This is a genomic window from Tessaracoccus yangjingae (genome assembly GCF_055326235.1).
Map to the genome: position 1 here is coordinate 94,132 of NZ_JBUZNN010000005.1, position 20,090 is coordinate 114,221.

16 protein-coding genes are annotated in these 20,090 nt (G+C 69.1%); 6 read left to right on the plus strand and 10 right to left on the minus strand.

Annotated features, from left to right (window positions below; all coding sequences use genetic code 11):
• Nucleotides 1-34: 34 nt before the first annotated feature.
• The 4 genes from ACZK5D_RS09180 to ACZK5D_RS09195 all read right to left on the minus strand — a co-directional run bounded on the left by ACZK5D_RS09180 (nt 35) and on the right by ACZK5D_RS09195 (nt 3,916).
• Nucleotides 35-1,000, minus strand: a complete 966-nt coding sequence (locus ACZK5D_RS09180; RefSeq protein ID WP_458995384.1) for a sugar phosphate isomerase/epimerase family protein — start codon at nt 998-1,000, stop codon at nt 35-37.
• 1 nt (nt 1,001) lies between these two features.
• Entirely contained in the window at nt 1,002-2,027 is a 1,026-nt protein-coding gene (locus tag ACZK5D_RS09185) for a Gfo/Idh/MocA family protein (RefSeq protein WP_458995385.1), read from the minus strand.
• A gap of 66 nt (nt 2,028-2,093) precedes the next feature.
• Nucleotides 2,094-2,867, minus strand: coding sequence for a TIM barrel protein (locus ACZK5D_RS09190; RefSeq protein ID WP_458995386.1), 774 nt, complete (start codon nt 2,865-2,867; stop codon nt 2,094-2,096).
• Nucleotides 2,864-3,916 (minus strand): Gfo/Idh/MocA family oxidoreductase, encoded by a 1,053-nt coding sequence (locus tag ACZK5D_RS09195; RefSeq protein ID WP_458995387.1) that lies wholly within the window; start codon nt 3,914-3,916, stop codon nt 2,864-2,866. The genes ACZK5D_RS09190 and ACZK5D_RS09195 overlap by 4 nt, the downstream gene beginning before the upstream one ends.
• Before the next feature lie 176 nt (nt 3,917-4,092).
• On the opposite strand from ACZK5D_RS09195, the gene ACZK5D_RS09200 reads away from it, so the two are divergent.
• A complete protein-coding gene (locus ACZK5D_RS09200) occupies nt 4,093-5,139 on the plus strand; it encodes a LacI family DNA-binding transcriptional regulator (RefSeq protein ID WP_458995388.1) in 1,047 nt (348 codons plus the stop codon).
• A 191-nt stretch (nt 5,140-5,330) separates the two neighbouring features.
• Nucleotides 5,331-5,621, plus strand: coding sequence for a hypothetical protein (locus ACZK5D_RS09205; RefSeq protein ID WP_458995389.1), 291 nt, complete (start codon nt 5,331-5,333; stop codon nt 5,619-5,621).
• A 630-nt stretch (nt 5,622-6,251) separates the two neighbouring features.
• On the opposite strand, the gene ACZK5D_RS09210 is transcribed toward ACZK5D_RS09205, so the two are convergent.
• From ACZK5D_RS09210 to ACZK5D_RS09230, 5 genes are all read right to left on the minus strand, one after another.
• Entirely contained in the window at nt 6,252-7,100 is an 849-nt protein-coding gene (locus ACZK5D_RS09210) for an ATP-binding cassette domain-containing protein (RefSeq protein ID WP_458995390.1), read from the minus strand.
• Entirely contained in the window at nt 7,097-8,920 is a 1,824-nt protein-coding gene (locus ACZK5D_RS09215) for a dipeptide/oligopeptide/nickel ABC transporter permease/ATP-binding protein (RefSeq protein ID WP_463665070.1), read from the minus strand. The genes ACZK5D_RS09210 and ACZK5D_RS09215 overlap by 4 nt, the downstream gene beginning before the upstream one ends.
• Nucleotides 8,917-9,858: an ABC transporter permease gene (locus ACZK5D_RS09220; protein WP_458995392.1), complete on the minus strand. Its 942-nt coding sequence runs from the start codon at nt 9,856-9,858 to the stop codon at nt 8,917-8,919. Before ACZK5D_RS09220 ends, ACZK5D_RS09215 begins: the two co-directional genes overlap by 4 nt.
• A gap of 74 nt (nt 9,859-9,932) precedes the next feature.
• Complete coding sequence (locus tag ACZK5D_RS09225; RefSeq protein WP_463665071.1) at nt 9,933-11,495, minus strand: ABC transporter substrate-binding protein; 1,563 nt, start codon at nt 11,493-11,495, stop codon at nt 9,933-9,935.
• Nucleotides 11,496-12,020: 525 nt separating this feature from the next.
• Nucleotides 12,021-13,238: a TIGR04053 family radical SAM/SPASM domain-containing protein gene (locus tag ACZK5D_RS09230; RefSeq protein ID WP_463665072.1), complete on the minus strand. Its 1,218-nt coding sequence runs from the start codon at nt 13,236-13,238 to the stop codon at nt 12,021-12,023.
• A gap of 309 nt (nt 13,239-13,547) precedes the next feature.
• Between ACZK5D_RS09230 and chvE the strand changes: the two genes are divergently transcribed.
• The 4 genes from chvE to ACZK5D_RS09250 all read left to right on the plus strand — a co-directional run bounded on the left by chvE (nt 13,548) and on the right by ACZK5D_RS09250 (nt 18,571).
• Nucleotides 13,548-14,690 carry a multiple monosaccharide ABC transporter substrate-binding protein gene (chvE, locus tag ACZK5D_RS09235; protein WP_463665073.1) on the plus strand — a complete coding sequence of 381 codons (1,143 nt, stop codon included), beginning with the start codon at nt 13,548-13,550 and terminating at the stop codon, nt 14,688-14,690.
• A 74-nt stretch (nt 14,691-14,764) separates the two neighbouring features.
• Nucleotides 14,765-16,303 carry a multiple monosaccharide ABC transporter ATP-binding protein gene (gene mmsA, locus ACZK5D_RS09240; RefSeq protein ID WP_458995396.1) on the plus strand — a complete coding sequence of 513 codons (1,539 nt, stop codon included), beginning with the start codon at nt 14,765-14,767 and terminating at the stop codon, nt 16,301-16,303.
• Complete coding sequence (gene mmsB / locus ACZK5D_RS09245; RefSeq protein ID WP_458995397.1) at nt 16,303-17,478, plus strand: multiple monosaccharide ABC transporter permease; 1,176 nt, start codon at nt 16,303-16,305, stop codon at nt 17,476-17,478. Before mmsA ends, mmsB begins: the two co-directional genes overlap by 1 nt.
• A 112-nt stretch (nt 17,479-17,590) precedes the next feature.
• The gene (locus ACZK5D_RS09250) at nt 17,591-18,571 is read left to right on the plus strand and encodes a ribose-phosphate diphosphokinase (RefSeq protein WP_463665074.1); all 981 of its coding nucleotides are present in this window, start codon (nt 17,591-17,593) and stop codon (nt 18,569-18,571) included.
• Here ACZK5D_RS09250 and ACZK5D_RS09255 read toward each other — a convergent pair.
• On the minus strand, nt 18,568-19,902 hold the full coding sequence (locus ACZK5D_RS09255) for an MFS transporter (RefSeq protein WP_458995399.1): 1,335 nt from the start codon (nt 19,900-19,902) through the stop codon (nt 18,568-18,570). The two genes, ACZK5D_RS09250 and ACZK5D_RS09255, sit on opposite strands and share 4 nt — an antisense overlap.
• Between the last annotated feature and the right edge of the window lie 188 nt (nt 19,903-20,090).

Here is a 20,090-nt window from a genome sequence, read left to right on the forward strand (position 1 = left end):
GTCCTTGCCCGGCTGTGGAGCCCCTGCGGGGCGGTCAGATGGCGGCGGGACGCCAACTCGGCGGCTTGACGAGCATCACGCCCTTCAGCAGGGCCACGGTCTGCGCCAGACCCTCGACGGCGTCCATCTGCACGTCCTCATGCTCGATGGACAGAGCGCCGTCGTAGCCCGCGGCCCGGAGGTCGCACAGGAACTGGCCCCAGAACTGCGCACCGCCGGGGTAGCCGAGCCCGAGGGTCACGAAGTTCCACGGCCGCTCGGCCGCCCGCTCCGGCGGCTGGGTGCCGAGGACACCGTTGACCTCCACGGCGTGGGGCTGGAATCGCGCGTCCTTGGCGTGCATGTTGTGGATCGCCCCGGTGAGGGCGCGTGCCACTGACCGCGGGTCTGCGCCCATCCACATCGGATGCGACGGGTCGAGGTTCGCGCCGACGATGTCGCCGACCGCCTCCCTGAGCCGAAGGAGGGTCGCGGCGTTGTACACCAGCTGCGCGCCGTGCATCTCGACGGCGAACCTGATGCCCGCGCGCCGACCGTGCTCGGCCAGGTCACGCCAGTACGGAATGGCGACCTGGTTCCACTGGTAGTCGAGGATCGTCTGGGTCTCCGGCGGCCAGGAGGTCGTCACCCAGTTGGGGTGGAGATCCTGCGGCCCGCCACCGGGCAGCCCAGACATGAGCACCACGGTGTCGACCCCGAGCAGGCCGGCGAGTTCAACGGTCTTGCGGACCACGCCGTCGACCTGGGACCCGATCACGGGATGCAGCTGGTTGCCGTTGGCGTTGAGCGCCGAGATGGTGAGTCCGCGGTCCTTGACGGCGCCGACGAAGCGGTCCCGTTCGGCCGCGTCGGAGAGCAGGAGGTCGATGTCGATGTGCGGCGCCTCCGACCAGCCGCCGGTGGCGAACTCCACCTGCTCGATGCCCAGCTGCGCAGCAGTGTCCAGCATCTCGTCGAACGACAACGACGACAACGAGTCCGTCACAAGTCCGATCAACATGTCACTCCCCCTTGTCCACAGAGCCCACGCGGACCCAGCCGCCGCTCTGCATCGAGGTGACCAGCGCGTCCGCCACGAGGGTGGTCTGGAGCGCCTCCTCCATCGTCGAGGCGTCGTCGGGGATCCGCCCGTCGAGCGTGGCGTCGACCCAGGCGGACAGCTCCCCCCTGTAGGCCGCGGCGAAGCGGGGGCGCCAATCCGCGGGGTAGGCCGAGGTCCGCGCGAGGGCGGAGTTGACCACCAGGGGCGTCTGCTCCACGAGGGCCGGGACCCCAGGCAGCTCGATCGAGCCGCGTTCGCACACGAGTTCGCAGCGGACGTCGTAGCCGTACTGCGCGTGGACCATCAGCTCCACCGTGTGCAGCACGTCGTTGGCGTCGCGCATCAGGATGAGCTGAGGGTCGTGCCGCGTGCTCAGCAGCGATGTGGGCTTTCCCGCCGCCCACTGCACCTCGACGATGGGGCTGCGGCACACCCATGGCAGCACGTCGATCTCGTGTACTGCCGAGTTGGTCACGGTCGCGGTGCTGCCGTCCCCGGGATAGGCCTCGACATTGCGGTGCACCGAGTGCGTCATGAGGACGTCACCGTAAGCGCCGTCGTCGAGCAGTTGGCGCATCGCCCGGTAGCCGGGATCGAATCGGCGCATGAAGCCGACCGTGACCAGCGGGTTGTCGAGTCCGCGGCTGCGCTGCACCACCTGACGCGCCTCGTCGAGGGTCGGCGCCAGCGGCTTCTCGCAGAGCACAGGCAGCCCCGCCTCCATGCACGCCAGCACGTAGCCCGCATGGAAGCGGTCCGGGGTGGCGACGATGACGGCGTCCACCTCTCGGGATTCGATCAGCGCGTGTCCGTCGGTGAACACGTGCGGGACGCCGAGTTCGTCGGCCAGCGCCCGGGTGGCCGGCTCGTCGACATCCGCAAGGGCCACCAGCAGCGCGCCCCGGACGCCTCGGGCGAGGTTCCGAGCGTGGTCCTGGCCCATGACGCCGGTTCCGATCACACCCACTCTGAGCAGGTCGGTCATGTCATGTCTCCTTCTGGTGAGTGGCGCGCGCAGCTGCGCTGAATGGCATGGGCACGTCGGAGGCGCTCATGCGAATGCGGCCTGGAATGCGTCGAGTGCGTCGTCGGAGTCGCTCCGGGCGAACGCCTCCATGGCGACGACGCCCCCGTACCGGATGTCCTTGAGGGCCGACGCGACGGCCTCGTAACGGATCTCGCCGGTCCCCGGCTCACAACGTCCTGGCACGTCGGCCACCTGGATCTCGCCGATCCACGGCTGGCACTCCCGCACGAGCTCGACGAGGTTACCCTCGCCGATCTGGGCGTGATAGAGGTCGAGGTTCATCCGGAGGTGCGGGGAGTCGACCGCGGCGACGAGGGCGCGGGTATCTGCGGCGAGGGCGAAGGGGGTGCCGGGATGGTCGACGGGAAGGTTGAGGTTCTCGAGGGTGAACACCTTGTCGTGGCGCGCACCGAGATCCGCGAGCCTGCGCAGCGTGTCCGCTGCACGGAGCCACATGGTGGGAGTGACCACCTGGACCGGCTTGACCGGGAGACCGCCCTCGCCGAGGCCGGTGCCGTGCACGTTGAGGCTGGGGCAGCCCAGGCGCTTGGCCACCTCGATGGACCGCTCGGCGGTTGAGAGGAAGTGCTCGATGCCGTCGTCGTCGGTCAGGGTTCCGGTCAGATAGCCCGTCATCGAGACGATGCTGGCTCCGCTTCCGGCGAGGGCGTCGATGTCCTTGTTCGACCAGTCCCAGATCTCGACGAGCAGACCGCGCTCGTGGATTCGCCTGACGCGCTCGAGGAACGGCAGATCGAGGTAGATCATCTCGGCGCTGGCGGCGAGGCGGTAGCTCATCGCTCGACCTCCTCGACGAGCACGGCGCGCTTCTCTTCCACGCTCTTGATGGAGGCCAGCGCGATGGACAGCGCCAGGCGCGCCGCGGCCCCCGGCACGGGCGAAGGCCCGCCGCTGCGCGCTGCCTCGGCGAACGCCTCGAACTCGCCGAGGTACGCCTCACGCAGCAGGTCGGAGTCGAGCCTCGAGGTGTCGACGGAGATCCCCTCGGCGGTGTAGGTGGTCATGTTGGTGGTGCGGACGTCTCCGGCCGTGCACATGCCGGCGGAGCCGAACACTTCGCCCCGCACGTCGTAGCCGTAGAGCGCGGAGAAGTTGGCCTCGGCCACAGCGATCGCACCGTTGTCGAACTCGATGGTGACAACGGCGGTGTCCAGGTGGCCGAGTTCCTTGGCATCCGGCCGGACCAGCGCATCGGCCAGGGCGGTGACCCGCACCGGCGTGGCGCCGGGGTTGAGCCAGCAGAGGGTGTCGAAGTCGTGGATCAGGGTCTCGAAGAAGATCGTCCACTGGGGGATCCGCTTCGGCTCTCCCGCGAAGGGGCCCGGATCGCGGGTGAGGGAGCGCAGCAGCTGCGGTGTGCCGATCCTGCCGGCGTCCACGGCGGCCCGAGCGGCGGCGAAGCCGGGGGCGAAGCGGCGGTTGAAGCCCACCTGGAGAACGACCCCGGCCTGCTCGGCGGCGTCGATCGCCCGGTCCGCGTCCTCGAGCGTCACGGCCATCGGCTTCTCCACGAAGACGTGCTTGCCCGCCCGTGCAGCGGCGACGACGAGGTCCGTGTGCGAACGCGCCGGCGCGGCGATGACGACAGCGTGGATGCCTGAGTCGTTCCAGATGTCATCGATGTCGCTGGTGGCGACGGGAACCCGCAACGCAGTGGCCAGCCGGTCGGCGGCCCCCGGGACCGGGTCGTAGATGGCGGCGAGCTCGACACCGGGCACCCGGTGGGCGAGGAGTTCGGCGTGGCTGGCGCCGATGCGCCCGGCCCCGATAAGTGCCACCCTCACGGGCCACACGGCTTCTCCTGGCGTCTTGTCTACAGCGTTCATGGGTGCAATCTCCTTTGACTCGCACGTGCTACTTACACGTGCTAGATTGACACAACAGTCGGGCCGAGTCAAGCGTTTTGTCAGAACATGTTTCGGGCATCCCGAAACCGGGTGCCGATAGACTGTCCCAGCAGCACCGACGCTGCTCAGTCCGCCGGAAGGGAGATCGGGGCGTCGTGAGTGACACAGACCTGAGCGCCGCCAACGACTCCACCGGATCCTTCGCCGGTCACCGGCCAACCATGGGCGACGTGGCGAGGGTGGCCGGGGTGTCGCGGCCCCTGGTCTCCATCGTCATGCGAGACGCGCCGGGCGCCAGTGACGCCACCCGCGCCCGCGTCAAGCGAATCGCCCGCGAGATGGGATACGTCCCCGACGAGCGGGCCCGCAAGCTCCGGCAGAAGTCCTCGAAACTGATCGGCATCGCCTTCGAACTGCAGCACCCGTTCCACGGCGACGTCGTGGAACAGATCTACCTGGCGGCCGCGGATCGCGGCTACGACATCGCACTCTCCGCGGTCTCGCCCACCAGGGACGAGGTCACCGCGGTGGAGTCGCTCATCCGTGAGCGCTGCGAGGCCCTGATCGTGCTCAGCCTCCAGCCGGACGCCGAGCACCTCCTGGCAATCGCCCAGACGGTCCCGGTGGTATCGGTCGCCCGCCGGCTCAAGGCGCCGACCATCGGCGTCATCCGTGGCGACGACCGGGCAGGCATGCGGCTGGCCGTCAACCACCTGGCCGAGCTGGGCCATGAGCGCATCGCACACATCGACGGCGGAAGCGCCCCCGGAAGCACGGACCGTCGCGCGAGCTACCGGAAGTCCATGCAGCGCCTCGGCCTGGGCCAGTTCGTCGACGTGGTACCCGGCGGCCCCACAGAGGAGGACGGCGCCCAGGGGCTGCGGGAGCTGCTGTCGAGGCCGATCCCACCCACCGCCGTCCTCGCGTTCAACGACCGCTGCGCGGCGGGTGCGCTCGAATCCGCCGTGCACTCCGGGCTTCGAGTCCCCCAGGACCTCTCGATCATGGGCTATGACGATTCCCGCCTGTCCCGCAGGACCCACGTCCAACTCACCACCGTCTCCCAGGACACCCATATCCAGGCCGACAGGGCAGTCGAGCTGGCCATCGAGCAGCTCCACGGAAACCCACCCAGGGAGGTCGTGGTGCAACCCCACCTCGTTGTGCGCGACACGACTCAGGCCCCTCCCTTACGAGCCTGAGCGGCGGCGAATGCCCCCCCAACTCACTGGCGGATGTGGTGCCGACTACGACACCAGATCCGCCGCCTAACCGCCGCCGACGGCGCGGTGGGCCTCCACATCCCTAAGTAGGAGCGCAAGGTCGCCCGGACCGGTGCGCGCCCCGTCGGTGGCCACTACCTCCCGGCCGGGTCCGGGGGTACTTTGGATGGATGAGCACAGAGGCTGTTGCGCCTGCCGGGATACCGGTCTGGAAGCGCACGCTAGGGGTGGTGGGGCTCGTGGCTCATGTCGCGGTCGGCTACCTCTACCTCGCGGCAGGCCTTGTGACGCCGGCTCCTTGGCTCGTCGGGTTCCTGCTGCTCTGGGTGGTGCTTCTCGGCGTGGCTATCGCCCTCATGCGTCGGCGCCCGCTGTGGGTCCTGCTGGTGCCCGTCGTGGCGCTGGGCCTCCTCCTCGGGGGCGTTACGCTCGGCGAGGCTCTACTGGGGTGGACCGCATAGGGCGTCGAAGCCCCTCGCGCCCGGTTCGAAGACCCTCCCCCAAGTCGCTGGTGAGCCCGCGTTGGTTTCGACGCGGGCGCGCGTCGCTTCGCTCCTTGCGGCCCGGCTCAACCAGCGGGAAGGTCGGGCCGCCTCAGGCGACAAGGCAGGCGGGAACGCCGGAATGGGCTGCCCGGTCATTCGGCCGGGCAGCCCATCTGCTGCCTGAGGCGCGAGGGGCGAAGCGACGAGCCGCGAAGCCACAGAAACGTTCCTTGTCAGCTTGCGTTTCTTAGGCTTCGAGGCCGCTACGCGGCACCTCAGCCAGCGATGTGGGCCGCCGCGCGACACCTCAGCCAGCGATGTGGGCCGCTGCACGGCACCTCAGCCAGCGGTGCGGGCCGCTGCACGGCACCTCAGCCAGCGGTGCGGGCCGCTGCACGGCACCTCAGCCAGCGGTGAGGGCCGCTCCGCGGTACCTCAGTGTCCGGGGCCGCGGGCGGCCCTCGTGGTGAACCAAGGAGCGTTCCTGCACGTCAGCCAGCGGTGCGGGCCGCTGCGCGGCACCTCAGCCAGCGGTGTGGGCCGCTTCGCAGCACCTCAAGGTGACGGCCGCTCCGCGGCGCCCACCTCCGCCGGCTGTGGTGCGGCTCAGGCGGCGGCCGTCTCGCGGGCGTGGCGCCGTCGCTCCTCCCGCCGGACGGACTGGCGGTCGGGGTCCGGAACCGGGGAAGCGAGCAGGAGCTTCTGCGTGTACGGGTGCTCGGGCCGCGTGGTGACCTGCTCCGCCTCGCCCTGCTCCACCAACTCACCCTTGTACATCACCGCGACCCTGTGGCTCACGTGGCGCACCACGTCGAGGTCGTGCGACACGAAGAGGTAGGACACCCCGGTCAGCTGCTGGATCTCCAGCAGCAGGTCGAGCACCCGGGCCTGCGTCGAGAGGTCGAGCGCGCTCACCGGCTCGTCGCACACGATGAGCTTCGGGCGGAGCGCCAGCGCCCGCGCGATCGCGATCCGCTGACGCTGGCCCCCCGAGAACTCGCGGGGCAGCCGCCCCATCGCGTCGAGCGGCATGTGGACGCGGTCGAGCAGCTCCTGCACCCGCTTCCGCGCGTCCGCCCCGGTGACGCCCTGGATGCCCAGCGGCTCCGAGAGGATGTCGCCCACCGTCAGCGACGGGTTCAGCGAGCTGTACGGATCCTGGAACACCACCTGGAGGTCCTGGCTCAGCTTGCGCCGGTCGGCCCGGGTGGCGTGGCTGATGTCCTGGCCCTGGAACACGATCGTGCCCTCGGTGACGGGCGCGAGGCCCAGCACCGCCCGGCCCAGCGTCGTCTTCCCGGAGCCGGACTCGCCCACGAGGCCGAGGGTCTCGCCGGCGCCGATCCGGATCGACACCCCCTTGAGCACCCGGAACGGCTTGGCGAGCCAGCCCTTGCCGGGGTACTCCACCACCAGGTCGTCGACGGTGAGCAGGTCTTTCGCGGGAGCGTTCATCGGGCCACCTCCACAGGGGCATCAACGGCGGACGGGGAGGATGCGCCCAACAGGGGCGTCATCGGAGGCTTGCCCTCGAGCATCGAGGACAGCAGCATCTGCGTGTAGGGGTGCTGCGGCGAGCCGAGGATCTGCCGCACGGGGCCGTCCTCGACGAGCCTGCCGTTCTGCATGACGAGCACCCGGTCACAGATGTCGGCCACCACGCCGAAGTTGTGGGTCACCATGATGATGCCCAGGCCCAGCTTGCGCTGGAGCTCGCGGAGCACGTCGAGGACCTCGGCCTGGACGGTGACGTCGAGGGCGGTCGTCGGCTCGTCGGCGATGATCAGGTCCGGCTCGCAGGAGATGGCGCCAGCGATGAGGACGCGCTGCGCCATGCCGCCGGAGACCTCGTGCGGGTAGGCGTTGTAGGTCCGCTGGGGGTCGGGGATGCCGACGCTGGCGAGCAGCTCGAGTGCCCGCTGCTTCGCCTCGGCCTTGGTCACGCCCAGCACCCTGACCATCGGGGTGGAGAGCTGCGAGCCGATCGTGAAGGCGGGATCCAGGTTGCTCATCGGCTCCTGCGGGATGTACGAGATGCGCTTGCCGCGCAGCGCCCGCATCCTGGTCTGCCGGACGTGGTCGTCGCCCGGGGCGACGGTGTAGACGCCGTCGAACACGATGGAGCCGGCGGTGATCATGGCGTTGTCAGGCAGCAGGCCGAGGATGGAGAACGCGGTCTGGGACTTGCCCGAGCCGGACTCGCCGACGATGCCGACCACCTCGTTGCGGTCCACGTGGAAGGACACGCCGTCGACGACGGTCTTGGTGGAGCCGTCGGGCTGGGGGTAGCCCACGCCGAGGCTGGTCACCGTGAGCAGGTGGTGGGAGGCGTCCGCGATGCCGGCGGCGTGCGCCTCGGCAACGTGGGCGTCGGGGACGGGCTTGGCCCGCACGGCCTTGGTCTTCTCGAGGTCCTCGAGGGAGTCACGGACGGCGTTGCCGAGCAGCACGAACGCCGCAATGGTCAGCGCGATGGCGAGCGTGGGCCACAGCAGGTTGAGCGGCTGGCGGTAGATGGAGCGGAAGCCGTCGCTGACCATGACGCCCCAGGTGGGGACGACGGGGTCGCCCAGGCCGAGGAACTCCAGCGCCGACTGGATGGAGATGGCCACGCCGGCCACCATCGCGGTCTGGATGATGATCGGGGCGCGCACCACGGAGAAGATGTGGCGGGCGATGATGCGGGAGTCCGAGAGGCCGGAGACGCGGGCGGCGTCCACGTACAGCTCGTTGCGCACCGACTGCACGGCGGTGCGGGTCAGGCGGAAGTAGCCGGGGCTGAGCAGCAGGCCGAAGACCACCATGGAGATCCACACCGACGGGCCGAGGGCGGCGCGCACGGCCAGCAGCACGATCATGCCGGGCAGAGCCAGCAGGATGTTGGTGGACCAGCTGGCCACGCCGTCGAACTTCCCGCCGAAGTAGCCGGCGATCAGGCCGGACGGCAGGCCGACGGCGATGGCGACGCTGGCCGCCAGAGCCGCGGACAACAGGGTGACGCGGGAGCCGAAGATCAGGCGGGAGGCGATGTCGCGGCCGGCGCTGTCGGTGCCGAGCGGGAACTCCCCGCCTGGGCCGAGCAGCACGTCGGTGAGGCTTGCGACGTTCGGGTCGTGGGGGGCGAGGAGCGGCGCGAAGATCGCGACGAGGGTGATCAACGCCAGGTAGATGATGGCCGCAAGGCCCATCGGGTTCTTGAGCAGCCGGCGGAAGGCGGAGGCGCGCACGACGATGCCCGCCTGGCCCACCGGGACGGGGGGTGTGAGCTCACTCATGCGACACGCACCTTCGGGTTGAGCCAGCCGTTGAGGATGTCCACAACGAGGTTGACGAGGATGACGATCACGACGCTGTAGACGACCACGCCCATGACCAGCGGAAGGTCGCTCATGGTGGTGGCGGTCACGGCCAGGCGGCCGAGGCCGGGGATCGCGAAGATGGACTCGATGATCACCACGCCGCCGAGGAGGCTGATGAACTGGAGGCTGAGGACGGTCAGCCCGGCCGGGGCGGCCGAACGCAGGACGTGCTTGAACAGGATCTCCCGCTCGCTGATGCCGCGGCTGCGGAGGGTGCGGACGTAGTCCATCTCCAGCTGCTTGATGAAGGCGCTGCGGATCTGCTGGGCGGCGCTGGCCACGCCGTTGATAACGAGGGCGATGACCGGCAGGGTCAGCGACGCGATCCACACTGCGGGCCCGACGCCGGGCGCGATCTGAGAGATGGCGGGCAGCCAGCCCAGCTGGATGGCGAAGATCCACACCAGCAGGACGCCGATGATGAAGCCGGGGACGGCGTTGCCCACGACGGCCCCGAGCTGGACGAACCGGTCGGCCCAGCCGCGGCGGGTGGCGGCCAGCATGCCGAGCGCCGTGGCGACGAGGGCGATGAGGACGATGGAGACGCCGATCATCGCGAGGGTGACGGGGAGGCGGCTGCCGATGGCCTGGAAGACCGGCTCGTTGGTGAACCACGACTTTCCGAACTCGCCCTGGGCGGCGTCGCCGAGCCACGCGAGGAGGCGGGTGATGAGCGGCTGGTCGAGGCCCAGCTGGGCCTCCTTGGCGGCGATGGCCTCTTCAGTGGCCTGGTCGCCGAGGATGTTGCGCGCGATGTTGCCGGACGACGTGTACAGCATCGTGAACGTGAGGACGGACACGACTAGTAGCACGGCGACCCCGGAAGCGATGCGCCGCAGGATCATGGAAAGCATGGTCAGCTCCGTTGCAGACAGGGGTGGGGGATGGCCCGGGGGCGGCCGCAGCCGCCCCCGGGGAGGTCACCGGGTCAGGAGACCGGCGAGTAGTTGTAGATGGACGGCACGGCCATCTGCGACTGCGGCTCGGCGGTCACCTTCTGCGCGTTGAGGAAGTAGAGCTGCGACGGGCGGAACCAGGGGGCGAACCAGGCGTTCTCGGTCACGAACCGGTTGATCTCCTGCGCGGCCTCGGTGGCGTCATCGCCCCCGAGACGGAGCTCCTCGACGGCGGCGTCGATCGCCGGATCGGTGGAGTCGAACGGGTTGTACAGGGCGTCGGTGGAGAGCAGCTGGCTGTAGGCCACCCACGACGGGCCCTGGAAGAGGCTGAACCACGCGCCGGCGAACTTCCCCTGGCCGAGCAGGCCCTGGTAGTCGGCGACCGGCACCGAGGTCTGCTCGACGGTGATGCCGATGTCGGCGAGCTGCTGGGTGGCGAACGTCATGATGGTCTCTGCGCCGGGGGTGGCGACGGGCAGCTCGATGGTGAGGCCGTCGGCGTAGCCGGCGTCGGCGAGGAGCTCGCGGGCCTTCTCGGGGTCGTAGGTGTAGTAGTCCTCGAGCTCCGGCACGAAGGCGGTGCTGTCCGGGCCGAACGCCTGGCTGGTGGTGTCGCCGAAGCCGCCGCCGAGCTCCTGCAGGAGGGCGTCGCGGTCGAAGGCGTAGTTGATGGCCTGGCGCACGCGGACGTCACCGAGCGCGGGGTTGAGTTCGCCGGCCCGGTCGAACAGCAGGAGGCCCTGCCAGTCGGTGGCGTACTCGAGGAGCTCGAACCCGGCGCCCTCGGCCTGCTGGTAGGTGGTGGCGTCGAGCAGGGTGGCGTCGACCTCGCCGGAGACGAGGCCGTTGACGCGGGAGGTGACGTCGGCCAGGAGCTTGAGGGTGATCTGGTTCCACTTCTGCAGCTCGGGGTTCCAGTAGTCCTCGCGTGCGGTGAACACGTACTGCGAGCCGACGACGGCCTGGGCCGGGTCCATCACGTAGGGGCCGGTGCCCACGGGGATCCGGTCCATCTCGTCGGTGCCGAGCGACTCGGGGCTGCCCATGAGGCCGAGGGCCTGGCTCAGGTAGTACTCGAGCGCCGGGTCGGGCTTGGCGAGCGTGATCTCGACGGTGTCCTCGTCGACGGCGGCGGCCGAGGCGACGGCGGCGGCCTGGCCGGCCTGCGGGCCGTTGTCGGCCTTGAAGTGCTCGATGTTGGCCACGACGGCGGCGGCGTCGAAGGCGGCGCCGTCGGAGAAGGTCACGTCGGTGCGGAGGTCGAGGGAGAAGACCAGGTTGGTCTCGTCGGTGTAGCCCCACTCGGTGGCCAGCATCGGCTCGTAGGAGCCGTCGGGGGCGCGGAGGATGAGCGTGTCGTAGGCTGCCTGGAACGGCTGGAGGCGGTGGCCGACGTGCGCCTGGGCCGGGTCCCAGGATGCGGGCTCCTGCAGGATGCCCAGCGTCAGCAGCTCACCCCGAGCGGAGGAGCCGGCGGCCGTGGACTGCGTGCCCGCGTCGGGCGTCTCGGTGGAGCCGCCGGACGAGCAGCCCGCCAGCGCCAGGGCGGCGGCGGCGACGAGCGCCGTCGCCGGGAGAATGCGTGACTTCATTGTCGTTCCTTCGAACAGGGGTCCTGCGTCGGCTGGGCCGGGGGACCGGTGTGGGACGTCCGCCCTGCTGTTCAGAACTCGGGGGGCCGAGCCGTCAGTGCGGTGCGATAAGTACGCCAGCCCGAGGTCCCGCGACCAAGCAGTTGCCGCTTGTTGCCCGCGCAGCGCACCGCGAGTTGCCGAGTTCACGGCCCGGTCCTGGGCTCCTGCCCTCGTAGCCCCGCACCTCCACACACCCCGCCTCGGGGCCCTGCACGACACGCCGTCGCGATCGACCCTCGACGACCTATTCGGACACGAGCACGAAGTCAGACGGCGTTTCGTGCCCGCCCGCCAGGGCCCGGGACCGACCCACTGGCGGCGGTGGGGTGGCACGACACGCCGTCGCGATGGACCCCCGGCGACCGATTCGGACACGAGCACGAAGTCAGACGGCGTTTCGTGCCCGCCCGTCGGGGCCCCGGACCGGCCCACTGGCGTCGGTGGGGGTGGCACGACACGCCGTCGCGATCGACCCCCGACGACCTATACGGGGACGGGCACGGGTTCCGACGGCGTCTCGTGCCCAGCCCATCCCGCGGGCTGGTAGACGCACGTGGGGTCCGAGGCCAGCGGGTCGCCGAGCATGGCGTGGGCCCTGGCCCGCGACCCTCCGCAGATCCAGTTGAACTCGCACACCCCGCACTTGCCGGAGTACGACGACGGGTCACGAAGCGCCTTCATCATCGGCGCCTCGGCGTAGATCTCCCGGAAGGACTGCTCCTTCACCGAGCCGCAGCGGTGGGGCAGGAAGCCCGACGGGTAGACGTCGCCGATGTGGTCCACGAACGCGAAGCCGCGGCCGCTGTTGACGCCGATCGGCGGACGCGGCGGGCGGCGCTCCAGCACCTCGCCCAGCAGGCGGTCCGTCTCCTGGGTGAGCCACGCGTGCAGTTCCCCGCGCACCGGCAGCGGCTCCCCGGCTGCCCGCGCGTCGTCGCGTTGGATGGCGACGCGGCGGTAGTTCGGCGCCTCCGTCACCTTCACCGCGATCCGGTCAGAGACGTCGTGCAGCCAGTGCAGCACGTCCTCCATCTCCTCCGGATCGAGCGGCTCCAGGTTCGAGCCGCGACCCATCGGCACCAGGAACAGCACGTACCACATGCCCGCGCCCATCTGCATGGTGCGCTGCAGCAGCTGCGGCAGCTCACGCAGGTTGTTGCGGCAGATGGTGGTGTTCACCTGGAACCGGAAGCCGTGCTTGACCACCAGCTCGGCCGCGGCCATCGTGTCCTCGAAGGTGCCGTCGATGCCGCGGAACGAGTCGTGGGTTGCGGCGGTTGCACCGTCGAGGGACAGCGAGAACGCCTTCACCCCCGCCTCGCGCACCGACGCCAGCCGCTCGTCGGTGAGCAGCGGGGTGACGGACGGCGACAGCGCGATCGGCAGCCCGATCGAGGTGCCGTAGGCGATGAGCTCCTCGAGGTCGTCGCGCTCGAACGCGTCCCCGCCGGAGAGGATGACGATGGGCTTGGGCGTGCCGTACGCGGCGAAGTCATCGAGGAGGGCCTTGCCCTGCTCGGTGGTGAGCTGCCGGGGGTCCGCCTTGGTGAACGCGTCGGCGCGGCAGTGCCCGCAGGCCAGCTGGCAGGCCCGCGTGACCTCCCACACCAGCACATGCGGGCGCTCCCCCGCGTCGTGGTGGAGCGTGCGGACCACGCCCTTGCGGGCCTCATGCGGGACGGTGCCGGGGTGGGGACTCACCGCCCGAATACTACACACCGTCGTTGTGGTGGCCGGGCCCAGCCCCGGCCACCGAAAGTCGATGGTGGGAGCGCTATCAGATCGTTACCATTTCGCAACCGTGTCAGGGGGCGGAATCGGTTGACAGCCTTGCCACCGTGGCGACAGACTCAAGCGCAACGGAGAGACAACGCCGTCCTGTCTTCCACCCGGGAGTCTTCGGTTGGTCGTGGAACGTGCGCTCAACCCTCCGCCCAGATCCACATCTCTGCACCCGTAAGGCGGCATCGGACCGCCCAAAGTGAACGTTCTCAGGAGGAACGAATGAAGATGACCAAGTTCGTAACCGCGAGCGCGGGCCTGCTCATGGCCTTCGCCCTCACCGCATGCGGTGGCGGCGGCGCGGGAACCGCCACCACGCCGGCAGCCTCGGGTGACGCCAGCGCATCCGCAAGCGCCCCCGCGGGCGAGGCCGGCGGCTCCGTCGGCGTGTCGATGCCCACCCAGACCTCCGAGCGCTGGATCGCCGACGGCGAGGCCGTCAAGTCCCAGCTGGAAGAGGCCGGCTTCGAGGTGGACCTCCAGTTCGCCAACGACGACATCCCCACCCAGTCCCAGCAGATCGACCAGATGATCACCCAGGGCGCCGACGTCCTCATCATCGCCGCCATCGACGGCACCGCCCTGGCTCCCCAGCTCGAGACGGCCGCCGCGCAGGGCATCAAGATCATCTCCTACGACCGCCTCATCCGCGACAGCGCCAACGTGGACTTCTACGTCTCGTTCGACAACTTCAAGGTCGGCGTCGCCCAGGGCCAGTCCCTCATCGACGGCCTCGCGGCCCGCGGCGAAGGCCCGTTCAACGTCGAGCTGTTCGCCGGCTCGCTGGACGACAACAACGCCTTCTTCTTCTTCAACGGCGCCATGAGCGTGATCCAGCCCAAGATCGACGACGGCACCTTCGTCGTGGTCTCCGGCCAGACCGACATCGAGCAGGCCGCCACGCTTCGTTGGCAGCAGGAGACCGCGCAGAAGCGCATGGAGGACCTCCTCACCGCCAACTACCAGGACAAGAAGGTTGACGGCGTGCTGTCGGCATACGACGGTCTCTCCCGCGGCATCATCACCGCCCTGCAGAACAACGGCTACTCGGGCACCGTCGCTGACACCTTCCCGATCGTCACCGGGCAGGACGCGGAGATCGCCTCCGTCAAGCTGATCCAGGACGGCATCCAGTACTCGACGATCTTCAAGGACACCCGACTGCTGGCCGAGCAGGCCGTTGCCGCCGCGCAGGCGCTGCTGGCCGGCGAGGAGCCTGAGGCGAACAACACGACCGATTACGACAACGGCGTGAAGGTCGTCCCGTCCTACCTCCTCGATGTGGTCACCGTGACCAGCGACAACATCACGGAAGCTCTCGTCGACACCGGCTACTGGACACAGGAGCAGATCGACGCAGGCGTTGCCTGATCCAGGCACCCGCGGTGGCCCGGCTCCTCAGGGGCCGGGCCACCGTCGCCATTGACTCTTCGGAAAGGCGACGCATGAGCGACACCCAGACCATCCTCGAGATGCGCAACATCACCAAGACGTTCCCTGGCGTCAAGGCGCTCTCGGACGTGACCCTCGAGGTCAAGCGCGGCGAGATTCACGCCATCTGTGGCGAGAACGGGGCCGGCAAATCCACCCTCATGAAGGTGCTCTCGGGTGTGTACCCGCACGGCACCTATGAGGGTGACATCATTTTTGAGGGCAAGGAGTGCAAGTTCTCCTCCATCAACGACTCGGAACACGCGGGCATCGTGATCATCCACCAGGAGCTCGCCCTTGTGCCCCTGCTGTCGATCGCGGAGAACATCTTCCTCGGCAACGAGCAGGTGGAGGGTGGCCGGATCAACTGGCACAAGACCAACGCCGAGGCGGCGAAGCTGCTCGCGCGCGTGGGGCTGGATGAGAACCCCGTCACCCCCATCAACCAGATCGGCGTCGGCAAGCAGCAGCTCGTGGAGATCGCCAAGGCGCTGTCCAAGCAGGTCAAGCTGCTGATCCTCGACGAGCCCACCGCCGCCCTCAACGACACGGACTCGGCCCACCTGCTGGACCTCCTGCGTCATCTCAAGGAGCAGGGGATCACGTCGATCATGATCTCCCACAAGCTCAACGAGATCACAGCCATCGCAGACGCCACCACCGTGATCCGCGACGGCATGACCATCGAGACCCTGGACAAGGGCCCCGACATGACGCAGGAACGCATCATCAAGGGCATGGTGGGCCGCGAGCTGGACAACCTCTTCCCCGATCACACGCCCAACATCGGCGAGGAGATCATGCGGGTGGAGGACTGGACGGTCCTGCACCCCACCGTCGCCGGCCGCAAGGTCTCCGACGGCGCCTCGTTCGACGTGCGCGCGGGTGAGATCGTCGGCATCGCCGGCCTCATGGGCGCGGGCCGCACCGAGCTGGCGATGAGCCTGTTCGGTGGAGCCTACGGCCGCAAGATCGGCGGGAAGCTGTTCCTCCACGGCAAGGAAGTCCAGCTCCACTCGGTGGCCGCGGCCATCGACGCCGGGCTGGCCTACGCCACGGAGGACCGCAAGCGCTACGGCCTCAACCTGATCGACGACATCCGCCGCAACATCTCGGCCGCCTCGCTGGACAAGATCGCCAGCAACGGCGTGGTCAACTCCAACGAGGAGATCAAGAACGCCGAGCGTTACCGCAAGGAGATGAGGATCAAGACCCCCACCGTCATGAACGTGGTGGGTCAGCTCTCCGGCGGCAACCAGCAGAAGGTGGTCCTCTCGAAGTGGATGATGACCTCTCCAGAGGTGCTCATCCTCGACGAGCCCACCCGAGGCATCGACGTCGGCGCGAAGTACGAGATCTACACCATCATCAACGCGCTGGCCGATTCGGGGAAGGCGGTGGTGGTGATCTCCTCGGAGCTCCCTGAGCTCCTCGGCATCTGCGACCGCATCTTCACGCTGGCCTTCGGCCGCATCACCGGGCAACTCCCCCGGGGAGAGGCAACTCAGGAGAGCCTCATGAAGCTCATGACCAAAGAAAGGGAGGCCGCCTGATGTCCACCGTCAAGGACCTGTTCTCCAAGAACCTGCGCCAGAGCGGCATCATGATCGCCTTCGTGGCCATCGTGCTGCTCTTCACGGTGCTGACCGGCGGGACGCTGCTCAATCCCATCAACGTCAGCAACCTGATCCTCCAGTACTCCTACATCCTGATCCTGGCCATCGGCATGCTGTTCGTCATCGTCGTGGGCCACATCGACCTGTCGGTGGGATCCGTGGTGGCGCTGGTGGGCGCGGTCTCGGCCACGCTGATCATCAAGAACGGCATGCCCTGGTACGTAGGCGTCATCGCCGGCCTCCTCGTCGGCCTGGTCATCGGCGCCTGGCACGGATTCTGGGTGGCTTACGTGGGCATCCCGGGCTTCATCGTGACCCTCTCGGGCATGCTGCTGTTCCGTGGCATGACGTTCCTCGTGCTCGGGTCGGTGTCCCTGTCCCCGATGACCCCCGAGTACCAGCAGATCGCCAACGGCTTCCTCAACGGGCTGTTAGGCGGTAACGGGTACGACCTGTTCACACTGCTGATCGGCGTCTTCGCCATCGCCGGGTTCGCCTGGACCCAGTGGCGCAGCCGCAGCGCCCGCATCCGCTACGAGCAGGAGGTGGAGGGCATGCCGCTCTTCATCGTCAAGCTCGTCGCCGTGGCCGCCGTCGTGATGTTCTTCGCTTGGAAGCTCGCCACCGCGCGCGGCTTCCCGATTGTGCTGATCATCCTGGCGGTGCTGATCCTCGTGTACTCGTTCCTGGCCAAGAACTCGATCTACGGCCGCCACGTGTACGCCATCGGCGGCAACATCAACGCCGCACTGCTGTCCGGCGTCAAGGTGAAGCGGACCATCTTCTGGGTCTACGTGCACATGGGCCTCCTCACCGGCGTCGCCGGCGTGGTGTTCTCCTCGCGCACCAACGGCGCCCAGCCTGGCGCGGGCAACATGTTCGAGCTCGACGCGATCGCGGCCTGCTTCATCGGTGGCGCTGCCGTCACCGGCGGCGTGGGCACCGTGATCGGCGCCATGATCGGCGGCCTGGTCATGGCCGTCATGAGCAACGGCATGCAGCTCATGGGCGTGCAGACGTCCATCCAGCAGATCGTCAAGGGTCTGGTGCTGCTGCTCGCGGTGGCGTTCGACATCTGGAACAAGCGTCGGGCCGCGGCCGCCAAGGCCTGATCCTTCGCACAGCAGACGGCGCCCGGGGCTCACCCCGGGCGCCGTCTTCTCGTATGCAGGGGCCGGGCCCGCCGTCGCCCGTTAGGCTGTGGGCAAACGGAAGGGGCAGCCTGTGAAGGGCGTTGTCGTGTTCTCCGGGTCCGCTCACACCGCGCTGGCCGACGAGATCTGTTCCCACCTGGGGCTGCGTCGCTCAGGCGTGAAGATCTCGCGCTTCAGCAACGACTGCCTGCAGGCGCAGTTGCTGGCCAACTGCCGCCAGCGGGACGTCTACATCGTGCAACCGCTGGTGCCGCCCACGCAGGACCACCTCATGGAGCTGCTGCTCATGATCGACGCGGCCAGGGGCGCGTCGGCCGGGCAGATCACCGCCGTCATCCCCCACTACGCGTACGCCCGGTCGGACAAGAAGGACGCCTCCCGCATCTCCATCGGCGGCCGTCTGGTGGCAGACATGCTGTCGACGGCGGGTGTGGACCGGGTGCTCACCATGAGCCTCCACGCCCCCCAGGTGCACGGCTTCTTCTCGGTGCCGGTGGACCACCTGACGGCCCTCGGCGTGATCGCGGACCACTACCGCGACCGTGACCTGAGCAACACCGTCGTCGTCTCCCCAGACCTCGGCAACGCCAAGCAGGCGACGCTCCTGGCCCGGCTCCTCAACCTGCCCGTGGCCGCCGGCTCGAAGCAGCGCCTGGCGGACGACCGCGTGGTGATCGACGCCATCGTCGGCGACGTGTCGGGCAAGCGCGCCATCGTGCTGGACGACGAGATCGCCACCGGCGGCTCGATCGTCGAGATCGTGTCGCGGCTGGGGGACTTCGGCTGCGGGGACGTCTCCGTCGCCTGCACCCACGGCCTGTTCGCCGGCAAGGCGGTGGAGAAGCTGCAGAGCGTGTCGCGGATCGTGGAGGTGGTCTCCACCAACACCGTCCCGCCGCCCGTGGACTTCCCGGGACTGACCGTGTTGAGTGTCGCGGCGTTGTTCGCCGACGCCATCGACCGCATCCACAACGGCCGCTCGGTGAGCAAGCTGTTCAACGACGTGGACCCCGCCTACGCACCGCCCCCGGAACCAGAGGGCCTCTTTTAGGCCTGGCCGTCGGCCGGTCCCTCTCCCCGACGACGGCGGATCCGTCGAACCACCTCCCGCCAGGACGGCACCACCACCCCCTCCGACGCCATCAGGCTGCGCAGGCGCCGTCGGCTGAGGTAGATGCCGAGGATCCCCGCCACGAAGAAGGGGATCTGCAGCAGCCACGCCAGGCGCAGCTGCTCCGGCGTGTAGTCGCCGCCGCCGGAGAGCCAGTCGAGGAAGACGCCCATGATGAGGATGAGGACGGTGCCGCCCACGAACCCGCCCGCGATGACGATGCCGTTGGCGGCGCCCAGGCGGGTGGCCGGGAGGTTGGTGCGGGGGAAGTCGAAACCCACCCCGGTGCCGGGGCCGGAGACCGCGAGCGCCAGGACGAGGAGAAGGAGCAGCGGCATGGGGGCGCGGCCTGGCCACAGCAGCACGGCCGCCCAGCACGCGATCACGGCCCAGATGAAGCTCAACACCAGCGTGCTGCGGCGCAGCGGGTGCCGGGCGGTGAGCGACCCGACGACCGGGCCGGCCACCATCGACGCCACCGAGAGCAGGGCGAACAGGCCGCCGGCCTCCGCCTGCGAGAGCCCCTGGCCGACGACGAGGTACGGGATGCCCCACATGAACACGAAGGTGATGCTGGAGAAGCCCGAGGTGAAGTGCACCCAGAAGCCGAGCTGGGTGGCGGGGTGCATGGAGACGCCCTTGATCCGCCGGGGGATCTCCCGGATGGGGTCCACCACGACGGCGGGCGCCTGCCCCGGCGGCGCGTCGCGCACCCACGCCGTCACGAGCACCGCCGCGAAGACGCTGAACCCCACCGTGATGAGCAGGCCCGTCTGCCAACCCAGGAGCTTGATCAGCGGCAGGACGGCGCCCACGGCCGCGATCTGACCCACGGCGCCCACCATGCCGGTGATCTGGCTCAGCACCGGAACGCGACTGGGCGCGAACCATCGGGGCAGGAGCCTCAGCACCGAATTGAACATGCAGGCGTCGCCGATGCCCAGCAGCACCCGGGCGACGTAAGCGGTGGAGAGGTCGTCGGTGGTGGCCAGCAGCGCCTGACCCGCCGCGATGACCAGCGTGCCGCCGGTGAGCATGATCCGTGAGCCGTAGCGGTCCAGCAGCAGCCCGACGGGCACCTGGGCCAGCGCGTACGTGGCGAGCTGGAGGACCACGAAGGTGGAGATGATGCCGGGGGTGGTGCCGAAGTGCTCGGCTGCCTCGAGCCCGGCCACGCCGAGCGCGGCGCGGTGCATGACCGCCAGCGCGTACCCGAATACGCCGAACCCCCAGACAACCCAGGCCGTCCGACCGTATCCGTTCGCCGCCACGCGTGACCTCCCAGGGACGATCCTATGCCGACCGGATGGACGGCGGGTCCGCGGGGCGTCCGGTGGTGGCAACCGGAGGGCAACAGGAAGGGCGGCGGGTCGGGAGTCGGCCCGGATGCCGGGAAAGCTCCGGGCCGACCGGCCGGCCGCAGGTTCAGTGGACGCTGTGCCTGCACCCCCATGGTCTC

Bases quoted from the DNA above. Each gene is read 5' to 3' on its own strand.
- ACZK5D_RS09215 (WP_463665070.1), bottom strand. From the start codon at position 8,920: ATGAGTGAGCTCACACCCCCCGTCCCGGTGGGCCAGGCGGGCATCGTC.
- ACZK5D_RS09190 (WP_458995386.1), bottom strand. From the start codon at position 2,867: ATGAGCTACCGCCTCGCCGCCAGCGCCGAGATGATCTACCTCGATCTG.
- ACZK5D_RS09195 (WP_458995387.1), bottom strand. From the start codon at position 3,916: ATGAACGCTGTAGACAAGACGCCAGGAGAAGCCGTGTGGCCCGTGAGG.
- ACZK5D_RS09225 (WP_463665071.1), bottom strand. From the start codon at position 11,495: ATGAAGTCACGCATTCTCCCGGCGACGGCGCTCGTCGCCGCCGCCGCC.
- mmsA (WP_458995396.1), top strand. From the start codon at position 14,765: ATGAGCGACACCCAGACCATCCTCGAGATGCGCAACATCACCAAGACG.
- ACZK5D_RS09210 (WP_458995390.1), bottom strand. From the start codon at position 7,100: ATGAACGCTCCCGCGAAAGACCTGCTCACCGTCGACGACCTGGTGGTG.
- ACZK5D_RS09220 (WP_458995392.1), bottom strand. From the start codon at position 9,858: ATGCTTTCCATGATCCTGCGGCGCATCGCTTCCGGGGTCGCCGTGCTA.
- ACZK5D_RS09185 (WP_458995385.1), bottom strand. From the start codon at position 2,027: ATGACCGACCTGCTCAGAGTGGGTGTGATCGGAACCGGCGTCATGGGC.
- chvE (WP_463665073.1), top strand. From the start codon at position 13,548: ATGACCAAGTTCGTAACCGCGAGCGCGGGCCTGCTCATGGCCTTCGCC.
- ACZK5D_RS09205 (WP_458995389.1), top strand. From the start codon at position 5,331: ATGAGCACAGAGGCTGTTGCGCCTGCCGGGATACCGGTCTGGAAGCGC.
- mmsB (WP_458995397.1), top strand. From the start codon at position 16,303: ATGTCCACCGTCAAGGACCTGTTCTCCAAGAACCTGCGCCAGAGCGGC.
- ACZK5D_RS09180 (WP_458995384.1), bottom strand. From the start codon at position 1,000: ATGTTGATCGGACTTGTGACGGACTCGTTGTCGTCGTTGTCGTTCGAC.